At 45.4% G+C, this 12,918-nt stretch carries 10 protein-coding genes, 5 tRNA genes and 3 rRNA genes; 2 read left to right on the top strand and 16 right to left on the bottom strand.

Annotated features, from left to right (window positions below; translation table 11 throughout):
• Position 1 precedes the first annotated feature (1 nt).
• The 9 genes from N1I86_RS09615 to N1I86_RS09575 form a co-directional block, all read right to left on the bottom strand.
• Positions 2–77, bottom strand: a tRNA-Thr gene (locus N1I86_RS09615).
• Between the two features lie 11 nt (positions 78–88).
• Positions 89–164: transfer RNA gene (locus N1I86_RS09610), tRNA-Val, on the bottom strand.
• Positions 165–172: 8 nt separating this feature from the next.
• Positions 173–244 (bottom strand) — tRNA-Glu (locus N1I86_RS09605).
• Positions 245–260: 16 nt separating this feature from the next.
• Positions 261–333, bottom strand: a tRNA-Thr gene (locus tag N1I86_RS09600).
• Between the two features lies 1 nt (position 334).
• Positions 335–409: transfer RNA gene (locus N1I86_RS09595), tRNA-Asn, on the bottom strand.
• An 8-nt stretch (positions 410–417) separates the two neighbouring features.
• A 5S ribosomal RNA gene (rrf, locus tag N1I86_RS09590) occupies positions 418–533 on the bottom strand.
• 124 nt (positions 534–657) lie between these two features.
• Positions 658–3,590 (bottom strand): 23S ribosomal RNA (locus tag N1I86_RS09585).
• Between the two features lie 259 nt (positions 3,591–3,849).
• A 16S ribosomal RNA gene (locus N1I86_RS09580) occupies positions 3,850–5,404 on the bottom strand.
• The 16S, 23S and 5S rRNA genes sit together here with 5 tRNA genes alongside, the layout of an rRNA operon.
• A 224-nt stretch (positions 5,405–5,628) precedes the next feature.
• Positions 5,629–5,859 (bottom strand): hypothetical protein, encoded by a 231-nt coding sequence (locus N1I86_RS09575; protein ID WP_003354735.1) that lies wholly within the window; start codon positions 5,857–5,859, stop codon positions 5,629–5,631.
• Positions 5,860–5,978: 119 nt separating this feature from the next.
• Here N1I86_RS09575 and pdaB point away from each other — a divergent pair, with 119 nt between their 5' ends.
• A complete protein-coding gene (pdaB, locus tag N1I86_RS09570; protein WP_341096040.1) occupies positions 5,979–6,728 on the top strand; it encodes a polysaccharide deacetylase family sporulation protein PdaB in 750 nt (249 codons plus the stop codon).
• A 296-nt stretch (positions 6,729–7,024) separates the two neighbouring features.
• Here pdaB and N1I86_RS09565 read toward each other — a convergent pair whose 3' ends face one another.
• Positions 7,025–7,702 carry a KinB-signaling pathway activation protein gene (locus N1I86_RS09565; protein ID WP_341096038.1) on the bottom strand — a complete coding sequence of 226 codons (678 nt, stop codon included), beginning with the start codon at positions 7,700–7,702 and terminating at the stop codon, positions 7,025–7,027.
• Positions 7,703–7,848: 146 nt separating this feature from the next.
• Between N1I86_RS09565 and gerD the strand changes: the two genes are divergently transcribed.
• The gene (gene gerD, locus N1I86_RS09560) at positions 7,849–8,445 is read left to right on the top strand and encodes a spore germination lipoprotein GerD (protein WP_341096036.1); all 597 of its coding nucleotides are present in this window, start codon (positions 7,849–7,851) and stop codon (positions 8,443–8,445) included.
• A 36-nt stretch (positions 8,446–8,481) separates the two neighbouring features.
• Here gerD and N1I86_RS09555 read toward each other — a convergent pair whose 3' ends face one another.
• From N1I86_RS09555 to N1I86_RS09530, 6 genes are all read right to left on the bottom strand, one after another.
• Positions 8,482–9,543 (bottom strand): Mrp/NBP35 family ATP-binding protein, encoded by a 1,062-nt coding sequence (locus tag N1I86_RS09555; RefSeq protein ID WP_270584596.1) that lies wholly within the window; start codon positions 9,541–9,543, stop codon positions 8,482–8,484.
• Positions 9,544–9,589: 46 nt separating this feature from the next.
• On the bottom strand, positions 9,590–9,739 hold the full coding sequence (locus N1I86_RS09550; RefSeq protein ID WP_003354740.1) for a hypothetical protein: 150 nt from the start codon (positions 9,737–9,739) through the stop codon (positions 9,590–9,592).
• A 19-nt stretch (positions 9,740–9,758) separates the two neighbouring features.
• Positions 9,759–10,454, bottom strand: a complete 696-nt coding sequence (gene cwlD, locus N1I86_RS09545; protein ID WP_341096033.1) for an N-acetylmuramoyl-L-alanine amidase CwlD — start codon at positions 10,452–10,454, stop codon at positions 9,759–9,761.
• A 93-nt stretch (positions 10,455–10,547) separates the two neighbouring features.
• Positions 10,548–10,796, bottom strand: coding sequence for a DUF2521 family protein (locus N1I86_RS09540; protein WP_341097313.1), 249 nt, complete (start codon positions 10,794–10,796; stop codon positions 10,548–10,550).
• Between the two features lie 398 nt (positions 10,797–11,194).
• Positions 11,195–12,478 carry an IS110 family transposase gene (locus N1I86_RS09535; RefSeq protein ID WP_270584767.1) on the bottom strand — a complete coding sequence of 428 codons (1,284 nt, stop codon included), beginning with the start codon at positions 12,476–12,478 and terminating at the stop codon, positions 11,195–11,197.
• Positions 12,479–12,557: 79 nt separating this feature from the next.
• Positions 12,558–12,797, bottom strand: coding sequence for a DUF2521 family protein (locus N1I86_RS09530; protein WP_341096031.1), 240 nt, complete (start codon positions 12,795–12,797; stop codon positions 12,558–12,560).
• Between the last annotated feature and the right edge of the window lie 121 nt (positions 12,798–12,918).

The following is a 12,918-nucleotide window of genomic DNA, read 5'->3' as shown; positions in this document are numbered from 1 at the left end:
CTGGTGCCGGCTGTAGGACTTGAACCCACAACCTACTGATTACAAGTCAGTTGCTCTACCAATTGAGCTAAGCCGGCTTGTTTAAGTATGGTGGAGGTTGACGGGATCGAACCGCCGACCCCTTGCTTGTAAGGCAAGTGCTCTCCCAGCTGAGCTAAACCTCCATTGAGGATGACCCGTACGGGATTCGAACCCGTGTTACCGCCGTGAAAGGGCGGTGTCTTAACCACTTGACCAACGGGCCAAAAAAATCACAGGAAAGCTTCCAACCGGGCTCGAACCGGTGACCTCTTCCTTACCATGGAAGTGCTCTACCTGCTGAGCTATGGAAGCATGGCTCCGCAGGTAGGATTCGAACCTACGACCGATCGGTTAACAGCCGATTGCTCTACCACTGAGCTACTGCGGAACGATATCGCCTGGCAACGTCCTACTCTCGCAAGGGGAATCCCCTCACTACCATCGGCGCTGAAGAGCTTAACTTCCGTGTTCGGTATGGGAACGGGTGTGACCTCTTCGCCATTGTCACCAGACATTCAAGACAGGTAATATTATAACATAAATCATGCAGATTGCAATAACAAATGGATATTTAGGAAAAAATTATTCCTTCAAAACTAGATAGAAGAAGCAGTTTCACCGATCTCGCGCTTTCTTTTGGTTAAGTCCTCGATCGATTAGTATCCGTCAGCTCCACGTGTCACCACGCTTCCACCTCGGACCTATCTACCTGATCATCTTTCAGGGATCTTACTTTCCGAAGAAATGGGAAATCTCATCTTGAGGGGGGCTTCATGCTTAGATGCTTTCAGCACTTATCCCTTCCGCACATAGCTACCCAGCGATGCCTCTGGCGAGACAACTGGTACACCAGCGGTGCGTCCATCCCGGTCCTCTCGTACTAAGGACAGCTCCTCTCAAATTTCCTGCGCCCGCGACGGATAGGGACCGAACTGTCTCACGACGTTCTGAACCCAGCTCGCGTACCGCTTTAATGGGCGAACAGCCCAACCCTTGGGACCGACTACAGCCCCAGGATGCGATGAGCCGACATCGAGGTGCCAAACCTCCCCGTCGATGTGGACTCTTGGGGGAGATAAGCCTGTTATCCCCGGGGTAGCTTTTATCCGTTGAGCGATGGCCCTTCCATACGGAACCACCGGATCACTAAGCCCGACTTTCGTCCCTGCTCGACTTGTAGGTCTCGCAGTCAAGCTCCCTTCTGCCTTTGCACTCTGCGAATGATTTCCAACCATTCTGAGGGAACCTTTGGGCGCCTCCGTTACCTTTTAGGAGGCGACCGCCCCAGTCAAACTGCCCACCTGACACTGTCTCCCACCCCGATCAGGGGTGCGGGTTAGAATTTCAGTACAGCCAGGGTAGTATCCCACCGGCGCCTCCACCGAAGCTGGCGCTCCGGCTTCCAAGGCTCCTACCTATCCTGTACAAGCTGTACCAAAATTCAATATCAGGCTGCAGTAAAGCTCCACGGGGTCTTTCCGTCCTGTCGCGGGTAACCTGCATCTTCACAGGTACTATAATTTCACCGAGTCTCTCGTTGAGACAGTGCCCAGATCGTTACGCCTTTCGTGCGGGTCAGAACTTACCTGACAAGGAATTTCGCTACCTTAGGACCGTTATAGTTACGGCCGCCGTTTACTGGGGCTTCGGTTCGCACCTTCAAGCAAAGCTTTAAGCGCTCCCCTTAACCTTCCAGCACCGGGCAGGCGTCAGCCCCTATACTTCGCCTTACGGCTTCGCAGAGACCTGTGTTTTTGCTAAACAGTCGCCTGGGCCTATTCACTGCGGCTTCTCGGGGCTATGCACCCCAAAAAGCACCCCTTCTCCCGAAGTTACGGGGTCATTTTGCCGAGTTCCTTAACGAGAGTTCTCTCGCACACCTTAGGATTCTCTCCTCGCCTACCTGTGTCGGTTTGCGGTACGGGCACCTTTTTCCTCGCTAGAGGCTTTTCTTGGCAGTGTGGAATCAGGAACTTCGGTACTATATTTCCCTCGCCGTCACAGCTTGAGGTGAGTGGCAACGGGATTTGCCTCGCTGCCCCTCTCACTGCTTGGACGCACATCCAACCGTGCGCTTACCCTATCCTCCTGCGTCCCCCCATCGCTCAAACGGAAAAGAGGTGGTACAGGAATATCAACCTGTTGTCCATCGCCTACGCCTGTCGGCCTCGGCTTAGGTCCCGACTAACCCTGAGAGGACGAGCCTTCCTCAGGAAACCTTAGGCATTCGGTGGAAGGGATTCTCACCCTTCTTTCGCTACTCATACCGGCATTCTCACTTCTAAGCGCTCCACCAGTCCTTCCGGTCTGGCTTCTCTGCCCTTAGAACGCTCTCCTACCGCGGACACCCGAAGGTGTCCACCCGCAGCTTCGGTGATACGTTTAGCCCCGGTACATTTTCGGCGCAGAATCACTCGACCAGTGAGCTATTACGCACTCTTTAAATGGTGGCTGCTTCTAAGCCAACATCCTGGTTGTCTAAGCAATTCCACATCCTTTTCCACTTAACGTATACTTTGGGACCTTAGCTGGCGGTCTGGGCTGTTTCCCTTTTGACCACGGATCTTATCACTCGCAGTCTGACTCCCAAGGATAAGTCGCTGGCATTCGGAGTTTGTCTGAATTCGGTAACCCGATGAGGGCCCCTAGTCCAAACAGTGCTCTACCTCCAAGACTCTTTCCTTGAGGCTAGCCCTAAAGCTATTTCGGAGAGAACCAGCTATCTCCAAGTTCGATTGGAATTTCACCCCTACCCACACCTCATCCCCGCACTTTTCAACGTGCGTGGGTTCGGGCCTCCAGTAAGTGTTACCTCACCTTCACCCTGGACATGGGTAGATCACCTGGTTTCGGGTCTGCGACCCCATACTCATGCGCCCTGTTCAGACTCGCTTTCGCTGCGGCTCCGTCTTTTCGACTTAACCTCGCATGAGATCGCAACTCGCCGGTTCATTCTACAAAAGGCACGCCATCACCCGTAAACGGGCTCTGACTACTTGTAGGCACACGGTTTCAGGTTCTCTTTCACTCCCCTCCCGGGGTGCTTTTCACCTTTCCCTCACGGTACTGGTTCACTATCGGTCACTAGGGAGTATTTAGCCTTGGGAGATGGTCCTCCCAGCTTCCGACGGGATTCCTCGTGTCCCGCCGTACTCAGGATCCACCAGGGAGGGAACGAAGTTTCGACTACAGGGTTGTTACCTTCTCTGACGGGCCTTTCCAGACCTCTTCGTCTACCTCGTTCCTTTGTGACTCCACCATTGGTGTCCTACAACCCCAGAAGGCAAGCCTTCTGGTTTGGGCTGTTCCCGTTTCGCTCGCCGCTACTCAGGGAATCGCTGTTGCTTTCTCTTCCTCCGGGTACTTAGATGTTTCAGTTCCCCGGGTTGCCTTCCTTACCCTATGGATTCAGGCAAGGATGCTGCCCCATTACGGGCAGCGGGTTTCCCCATTCGGAAATCTCCGGATCAACGCTTACGTACAGCTCCCCGGAGCTTTTCGGAGTTAGTCCCGTCCTTCATCGGCTCCTAGTGCCAAGGCATCCACCGTGCGCCCTTTCTAACTTAACCATGTTGGTTTTATCCTAGATGGCGATACTCGGTTTATGCTGCTTCTTTCTTCTATCTAGTTTTCAAGGAACAACTTGGAAGGATGAAATCCTTCAAAACTGAACAAAACGAAAGCGCTCCTTCATATCTGTCCAGCTCCGGCTCCTAGGTGCTCGAGGTCACAATCCATCTTGCTGCGGTGGTTGAAATACTACCTCCTCGCAAGCTGTCTTGTGCTTGTCGCACCTGAACAGTCGCCTCTGCTTTTCTTCTTCCTTAGAAAGGAGGTGATCCAGCCGCACCTTCCGATACGGCTACCTTGTTACGACTTCACCCCAATCATCTGCCCCACCTTCGGCGGCTGGCTCCCGTAAGGGTTACCTCACCGACTTCGGGTGTTGCAAACTCTCGTGGTGTGACGGGCGGTGTGTACAAGGCCCGGGAACGTATTCACCGCGGCATGCTGATCCGCGATTACTAGCGATTCCGGCTTCATGCAGGCGAGTTGCAGCCTGCAATCCGAACTGAGAATGGTTTTTTGGGATTGGCTCCACCTCGCGGTTTCGCGACCCTTTGTACCATCCATTGTAGCACGTGTGTAGCCCAGGTCATAAGGGGCATGATGATTTGACGTCATCCCCACCTTCCTCCGGTTTGTCACCGGCAGTCACCTTAGAGTGCCCAACTGAATGCTGGCAACTAAGGTCAAGGGTTGCGCTCGTTGCGGGACTTAACCCAACATCTCACGACACGAGCTGACGACAACCATGCACCACCTGTCACTCCGTCCCCCGAAGGGGAACCCTCTATCTCTAGAGGTAGCGAAGGATGTCAAGACCTGGTAAGGTTCTTCGCGTTGCTTCGAATTAAACCACATGCTCCACCGCTTGTGCGGGCCCCCGTCAATTCCTTTGAGTTTCAGCCTTGCGGCCGTACTCCCCAGGCGGAGTGCTTAATGCGTTAGCTGCAGCACTAAAGGGTGGAAGCCCTCTAACACTTAGCACTCATCGTTTACGGCGTGGACTACCAGGGTATCTAATCCTGTTCGCTCCCCACGCTTTCGCGCCTCAGCGTCAGTTACAGACCAGAGAGCCGCCTTCGCCACTGGTGTTCCTCCACATCTCTACGCATTTCACCGCTACACGTGGAATTCCGCTCTCCTCTTCTGCACTCAAGTCTCCCAGTTTCCAATGACCCTCCACGGTTGAGCCGTGGGCTTTCACATCAGACTTAAGAGACCGCCTGCGCGCGCTTTACGCCCAATAATTCCGGACAACGCTTGCCACCTACGTATTACCGCGGCTGCTGGCACGTAGTTAGCCGTGGCTTTCTGGTCAGGTACCGTCAAGGTACCGCCCTGTTCGAACGGTACTTGTTCTTCCCTGACAACAGAGCTTTACGATCCGAAGACCTTCTTCGCTCACGCGGCGTTGCTCCGTCAGACTTTCGTCCATTGCGGAAGATTCCCTACTGCTGCCTCCCGTAGGAGTCTGGGCCGTGTCTCAGTCCCAGTGTGGCCGATCACCCTCTCAGGTCGGCTACGCATCGTCGCCTTGGTGAGCCGTTACCTCACCAACTAGCTAATGCGCCGCGGGCCCATCTGCAAGCGGCAGCTTGCGCCGCCTTTCAACCTTCCTTCATGCGAAGGAAGATATTATCCGGTATTAGCCCCGGTTTCCCGGAGTTATCCCCGTCTTGCAGGCAGGTTGCCCACGTGTTACTCACCCGTCCGCCGCTAACTTTCAAAAAGCAAGCTTCTTGAAAGTCCGCTCGACTTGCATGTATTAGGCACGCCGCCAGCGTTCGTCCTGAGCCAGGATCAAACTCTCCAAAAAGAAATTTGACTTGGCTTGTTTCTATCGAAACATTGGTTTACGCTTCGTTTTGTTCAGTTTTCAAGGATCCATATTCGTCACTCTTTTTAGCGAGCGACTCTTCTATTGTAACATCCCACTAAAGGAATGTCAATAACTTTTTCTTGTTTAATGCTGTCCATCAAGGACAAGTAATACTATATCAGCATAATGATGGAGTGTCAACATCTTTTTTCAAAAAAAATTTATTCTCTGCTTTTGGTTCTTTTTCCTACTCGTAAATATTTCATACATTCATGATGACTCGCAACTCTCTTAAATAAATTGAATAAAATGTTATACCTCTCCTTCATTGCCCTTTTCACAACATGATCAATTCTGTGATCATTAAGATCAAACAGAATTTCGTCCATTTCCCTTTTCAACAAATAATAGATCTCTTCTTTTTCCTTTTCATTTATTAGTATTCCGATCATGTAGGTCACTCCTTTTGATAAGTGTCTTATGCGTTGCGAAAAAACCCGGGAACTGGTTCTAACGTTTGCAAGGCCGTCATACAAATAGAAGCAAAGACTTGTCTAATGGAGGGCCGAAAATGAATTTTTGGTATGTGATAAAGGATAAAAGAGTGAAACAAACATTATTGATTGTTATTATTTCATTTTTTACTGCATTATTATTGTTTACTCAAAATATACTCCATATTCCTGTTTTGGCGGGAAAAGAAGGTCCTCAAGCAATCTACAGAGGTGAAAAAGGAATTGCTTTAACGTTTGATATCGGCTGGGGAGATGAAAGAGCAGAGCCGATTATCAACGTCTTAATTAAAAACAAAGTGAAGGCGGCCACTTTTTTTCTTTCGGGTTCTTGGGCAGAAAGACATCCCGATTTAGTCAAAAAAATAGCCGATCATGGATACGAAATTGGAATGTTAGGTTACAGTTACAAAGATTATACCGCTTTGGAAGATGAAGAATTGAAAAAGGAATTTTTAAAAGCGAAAGAAACATTTAAAAAACTTCAGTTGAAAAATGTTCATTTATTCCGTACACCGACCGGCCACTTCGACAAGAGAGTGATTAAAACAGCCGATCAATTCGGATTCACGATTGTTCATTGGAGCGTTAACTCTGAAGATTGGAAAAATCCCGGAGTAGATCATATTGTCAAAAATGTTTCAAAGGCGAAAAACGGTGATATCATTTTGCTTCATGCTTCCGATTCCGCTAAACAAACCAAAAAAGCTTTGCCTTTAATCCTCAAGACACTTCAGCATAAAGGAAAATTTGTGACCATTTCGGAAATGATTGCAAACGGCAATGTCGATACTACATTAATCCCTTAATTCTTCATTAGCTCCTTCAACAAACTGCCTGAAATCGGAAGATAATAGAAATAAATCAGGAGAATAAACAGAACCGCTGAAAAGAGAAAGAGGAAAAAACATGAACAGCATTCATTAGACTTTAAAAATTAGCGGGAGCATTGGAAAAAGCTCCGAATATACATATGGCATTTGCGGGTAAACGACAGGTTTGGCTTCCTTCATCCAAGAGGAAGCCATTCCTTTTTATCGGTGCTACGAACAAAAGAGTCCATACAGTAAACATCCGCTCATCCTTTTTATTTTAAGAAAATTCACTATTTTCCTTTTACAGCAGGGTGATTTTTTTCATTTGACGGATAGACGATAGCCTTCTTTTTTCGGGAGATCTCTTCTTGGGATCTCTCAATGTATTTAGGCAGCATAAGAAGCTGGTAAGCATTGCAGAACAGGAGAGCAAACAGCATTAAATACAGCCAGCTTTTTTCATTCACCGTTAAAACCGGCAGCCATTCCAGAACGGTGGCCACCACCATAAAAAAGAGAGCAGAAGCAAACATTTTTTTATTGGATTGTTTTGTTTTGATCCAAGCGACCACAATCGCAAAGGACAATAAAAAAGCCGCCAATCCAAAATAAGGGATAAGTGATTCTCCTTTATCCGCAAAAGCTTGGAAGCGAAAATACACCAAATCAAACAATACAAACGCCACTAAAATCATTTGAACAGCATTCCAAAGAGAATTGGAACGAAACATGCGCAGTCCGAATTGATGAATGGTCAAATAGGCAAAATACCCCATTTGGCTGATCACACTAAACGTGAATCCTACACCGACAAGCCATATAAATACCGAGAAAATGTTAAGAACATCCCCTTTTTGAAACAAGGGAGAAAACTCATCCCAACGAATTATAAACCCCATAATTCCAGCCGTTATTCCCCCAATAAACAGCGTATGTATAAAAAAACGAACCCAATTTCGAATCGTCACGCCGAGTTCCCCCATTTTTCCAGTATTGTATTGATTTTACCAACAGAGGAGCAAAAAATCCAGTTGATAAATCCTTCCCAAAGAATAAATTTTGGCCCTTAGATTATCCTAACGATAAGAAAGTTCTTAGAAAGGAGCTTTTTTTCATGAGAATTGTACGGCCTCTTCTTCTCGTATTTTTTTTATTAACGGCCTGTTCTGGCGATGAACAAATTAGCAGCCGCATGAATTATGATGAGACGAAAAGAATGGTCATTGACATATTGAAAACCGATGACGGCAAAAAAGCCATAAAAGAGGTATTGAAGGATAAAGATTTGAATAAAAATTTAGTAATGGAGCAACCGGAAATCACAAAAACGATCGAACAAACACTAACATCGGAAAAAGGCAAAAAATTTTGGGAAAAGTCATTTCAAGACCCTAACTTTTCAAATTCTTTTGCGAATGGCGTAAAAACAGAAAACGAAAAGTTATTAAAAAGTTTAATGAAAGACCCTGAGTACCAAACGATGATGTTGGATATTTTAAAAGATCCGTCCTATGAACAAGAAGTCATGAAGCTTTTAAAAAGCAAAGATTTCAGACAGCACCTTCAAAAAATCATGCTCGAGACGTTTGAGAGCCCTTTATATAAAAAGAAAGTAGCGGATTTACTGGTGAAAGAGGCTAATGATCAGCTCAACGGCAAAAACGATCAGCAAAACCAAACAACGAGCGGCGGCCAAAAGTTTAGTCCATAGAAAAAAGCCGGCTCTGAAGTTGCCGGCTTTTCTTGCTTAATTTTGGCTGACCAGTTTTTGATCCACTTTCTTTGCAATATCCATGTAAATTTTTCCGATCGGATGATCTTCTGAATAGACTGACGGAGCAAAATCTGCTTCATTCCAGTCAGGCTGTTGAAGCGGAATTTGGCCAAAAAGATCGGTTTGCAATTCCTCTGCCAGCTTTTCGCCGCCGCCTTTGCCGAAAATATATTCTCTTTCGCCCGTTTTTTTACTTTCAAAGTAAGACATGTTCTCAATGACACCAAGTATTTCATGCTTGGTCCTTAAAGCCATTGCTCCTGCTCTGGCCGCTACAAAGGCTGCTGTCGGATGAGGAGTCGATACAATAATTTCTTTACTGTGTGGAATCATCGTATGAACATCCAATGCCACATCTCCTGTTCCCGGAGGTAAATCCAAAATCAAATAATCCAATTCTCCCCACTCCACTTCTTTGAAGAAGTTGTTGAGCATTTTCCCAAGCATCGGCCCCCGCCAAATGACAGGCGCATTATCCTCTACAAAGAATCCCATTGAAATGACTTTGACCCCAAATCGTTCCACAGGTATAATCTTATTGCCTTTGACGAGCGGGCGATGAGTGATCCCCATCATATCCGGAACACTAAATCCATAAATATCGGCGTCAACAAGTCCGACCTTTTTGCCGAGGCGGGCCAGCGCAACGGCTAAATTAACCGATACCGTGGACTTTCCTACTCCCCCTTTACCGCTCGCGATGGCAATAAACTCCGTTTTACTGGCAGGAGAAAGCAAATCATGTCCGGAATCCCCTGCTTGTCCTTTGAATTTTTCCAGCACTTCTTTTGGTAGTTCCGCAAAGCGAATCCCAACCGTTTCTGCCCCGGCATTTTTCAAGAGATTGACAATTTCCATTTGAAGCTGTAATTGCTCAGAGGTTCCCGTTTTGGAAATAGCCACCTTCACACTTACATGTTTCTTTTCTTCTTTTATTTTGACTTCCATAATTCCATTGGTCTCTTCCAACGTTTTATGTAAAAATGGATCTTGTACCTTTTTTAGTAACTCCCGCACTTCTTGTTCGCTAATCATGCTCTACACCTTCCTTTTCATTCCTTTTCAATAGTATAGCATATATTCAGACAATCCATAAAACTTCGCTACTATGTCCATTTTCCCGTATAGTCGCTTCCGTAATGTTAACCGATTCCCCGCCATCCGCAATTATCGCCGCCTTCGCTTTATGATTCTCTAAGTGGAAAGCAGAAAGGCCAAAATAAAAAGCCATTGGATTCTCCTCCCTCCGGCTATTCGGTAAAATATCTTAAAACTCCTTTATAAATGGACGCTGCCACCTTTTCCTGATAGTCATCCGTTTTTAATTGTTCTCTTTCTTCTTGATTGGATAAAAAGCCGATTTCCACTAAAGCTCCTGGCTTTTTCGCATATCTTAAAATATATACATGGTCAATGGCTTTCGCTAAACGATTGGTGTTTTCCAAGTTTGAAACTAGTTCGTCTTGGATTAATTTTGCGATTTTTTGATTTTCTTTATAATGCGGGGAAAAAAACGTCTGGGCTCCTCTCCAATGCGGGGAAGGGATAGAATTTAAATGAATGCTTATAAAAAGGTCGGCATCCGATTTATTAATGAGATCCAGTCTTTTTTTCAAATCTTCTGTTTTGCGTCGGCTTAGTCCGCTCGTATCTTGGTTTGCTAAGTCCTTATCCTTTTCCCGTGTCAGCACGACGAGCGCTCCCTGCTGTTGTAAATAATCTCTCACCTTTTTGGCTACATTTAAAGCAATGTCTTTTTCCTGCGTACCGTCTTTTGTAGCGCCGCCGTCAGGACCGCCATGCCCAGGATCCAAATAAATGATTTTTCCCGATAACGGCAGATTCCAAGGTTTCCATGAGTGGTTTTCCAAAAATTTAAACTGGATTAGTAAAAAAATGAGCACACAGCCTAATATATAAACTCCCCACTTTAATCTCCGGTGCATAGAGCGCGTCCCCTCCTTGTTCTCTCTACTTTTCAACATATGGGACAAGGGGGGATTTTAGAACAATCCGAAAGCTATTTTCTTATGACCGAGTTAATGAAGCCGTAGTTTTAACCGTTTCTTTCCTTGGGAGTACCCTTCATTCCACCAGTAATCAACAAACTGGCTGCAATTGTAGAAAGTGGATTCATCGATGTTATCAGCCACGCCGATTTTCCACCAATACAGCCAAAAATGATATAACGTATCCGTCAAATATTCGGTTTCCTGCTGACACCTATTTTTCACCACATTGGTGTCTTCACCATAAAATCCAAATTTGCTGTACTTTCCTCCCTCAATAAAGTTTATTTTTCTCCCGAATACTCGCTTTTTCTCAAAATTTCATAGACACTTAATAGAATACACACCTCATTTAATGGATATATGTTGAATTTTTTTAAATAATTTACATGGTAGGGGGCATCCTATCAACCAAATTGTATTTATTTGGTAAAAATAAGGTATAACCGTGCTTCATCATCTCCACATCACTCACGGTCGCTAACCCTCCCACATCTCTCCGGATTGAATTCCATACATTCCTTCGTCCTGCGTATCCATGAGGTGGAGGTTGGATATGCTCCTTTGCTGGGTCACATGCCCGTATGGAATAAATAAGCTCCAACTCTGCACTATTGGTGTTTGTCATTTGAGATAATTACGGTATTCTGAAATGATTTCATGAACTTAATAAAGCCTTAAGCTGCCTGTAATGAATCGATTTGAGGCAAACCTCTCAATAACTTTGAACCATCAAATTCACACTGTTTTTGACCAATGACAAATAAGACACGTAGTAATTTACAACACAAGGCAATCAGTGACTGCTGTTTCTTCAAAGGTCGATCAGGACGCTTTGTGTAGTATTGATGCAGGGCTTTAAACGTTGGATTATGGGCAACGAGTGGACGAATGGCCAAGTATAAAGCTCTTCGCAATCGACTTCGTCCTCGTTTTGTGATCTTGGTTTGCCCCTTAAACTTCCCGGAACTATGTTCACGTAATGACAGCCCTGCCAGATTTACTAATTGCTGGGGATGACTATACTTTGTTATATCCCCGACCTCAGCGAAGAATAGCGCGACTGTTGTAGGACCTAAGCCTTGAATATTGATCATTTCCTTCGCTCCAGGTATCGTTACTACAAGTGCTTCCAGATCCTTATCTAACTGTCCTAATTGCTCTTTGTATAGCTCATATTGATCGAGTAAATAATCCAATTCACGTTTAGCAAACTTGATACCAATTTGGATACCAATGCTCTTTTTCGCTGCTTCTATTAACTTTGTAGCTCGTTTGATTCCTACACCACGGTTTACTTCTTGTTTCCATTTCGCAAGAACTTCTTCTGATGTCATTTCTTTAATCTGAGAGGGGAATGGAAAGTTTCTTAATGTACAAAGAGCTGCCTTTCCTTCCCAGTCTTTAAATACATCGAAAAACTCCGGAAAGTAACGCTGGATGTGATTTTGAATACGACCTTCTGTGATCATAAGCTGCTGGATGAGCTGATCTCTTAATTTGACGCCTTCTCTTAGCTCTGCATAGATGCCATCTAAGAGATTTGGTACGGAGTATCGCCCATCTTTAATCAGCTGTGCAATCACACGTGCATCTTTCGTATCGTTTTTAGTTGGAGAGTTATCATCCAGCTCTTTAGTTTTTTTGACATGCATAGGATTGACCAAGACAAAGTCATAACCTTTAGCAGTCAAGAAATAGGCTAGACTCAGCCAGAAATGACCGGTCGGCTCAACACCAAAAATGACATGTGTTTTTTGGTGTTCCTTTTGATGCCTCGAAACCCAATCAAGCAGTTTTTGATAGCCATGTATGCGATTTTCAAAGATCAGTCTTTTTCCAAATTCGATTCCTCGATCATCCTGAGCTCGAGCGACGTGTTTGTCTTTGGCGATATCAATGCCTACAATTAATGTTGATGGTGTAATTTGCGAGATTTTACGATTTTGCGTATAATTCATCTTGAGTCCTCCTTGGTAATTATTAATTCGGGGTCAATGCATTGACACCCTGTACTATACCAAGAGGGCTCTTTTTGTTTCAAACCTCAAATTTCTTCATTACAGGAATAGCTCCTAATAAGTAGGATTCGATCCCCACATCAAAACAAGCATCCTCAAATCCCGGATCCATCAAAACATTTCCAAAAAGATGGATCGTGCCAAAGTACATTCGAATGCTGTTTTGCAAATTTTGGATAGAAAGTTCCTTTAACAGACTTCGTTCAAGTTGAATTTCCTTTTTTCGCAATCGTTCTGTAAAGGAAGTAATAACAGTCATCGATAGAATCCTCCTTTGTCCTATTTTTCGACAAAAAAAAGAAACTATACGATGCTTGTTCCCTTGGCGTAGAAGGGAGAATCTTTACTGCCATCTAGAGTGAATATAATTTCTTCTAAAT

Source organism: Bacillus sp. FSL W8-0116 (assembly GCF_038003825.1).
GTDB classification, from domain to species: domain Bacteria; phylum Bacillota; class Bacilli; order Bacillales; family DSM-4216; genus Bacillus_O; species Bacillus_O smithii.
This window is presented reverse-complemented; position numbering and strand designations above follow the sequence as displayed.

Excerpts from the sequence above, each read along its gene's own strand:
- N1I86_RS09535 (WP_270584767.1), bottom strand. The coding sequence starts at position 12,478 with ATGAATTATACGCAAAATCGTAAAATCTCGCAAATTACACCATCAACA.
- cwlD (WP_341096033.1), bottom strand. The coding sequence starts at position 10,454 with ATGCACCGGAGATTAAAGTGGGGAGTTTATATATTAGGCTGTGTGCTC.
- pdaB (WP_341096040.1), top strand. The coding sequence starts at position 5,979 with ATGAATTTTTGGTATGTGATAAAGGATAAAAGAGTGAAACAAACATTA.
- gerD (WP_341096036.1), top strand. The coding sequence starts at position 7,849 with ATGAGAATTGTACGGCCTCTTCTTCTCGTATTTTTTTTATTAACGGCC.
- N1I86_RS09530 (WP_341096031.1), bottom strand. The coding sequence starts at position 12,797 with ATGACTGTTATTACTTCCTTTACAGAACGATTGCGAAAAAAGGAAATT.
- N1I86_RS09555 (WP_270584596.1), bottom strand. The coding sequence starts at position 9,543 with ATGATTAGCGAACAAGAAGTGCGGGAGTTACTAAAAAAGGTACAAGAT.
- N1I86_RS09575 (WP_003354735.1), bottom strand. The coding sequence starts at position 5,859 with ATGATCGGAATACTAATAAATGAAAAGGAAAAAGAAGAGATCTATTAT.
- N1I86_RS09550 (WP_003354740.1), bottom strand. The coding sequence starts at position 9,739 with ATGGCTTTTTATTTTGGCCTTTCTGCTTTCCACTTAGAGAATCATAAA.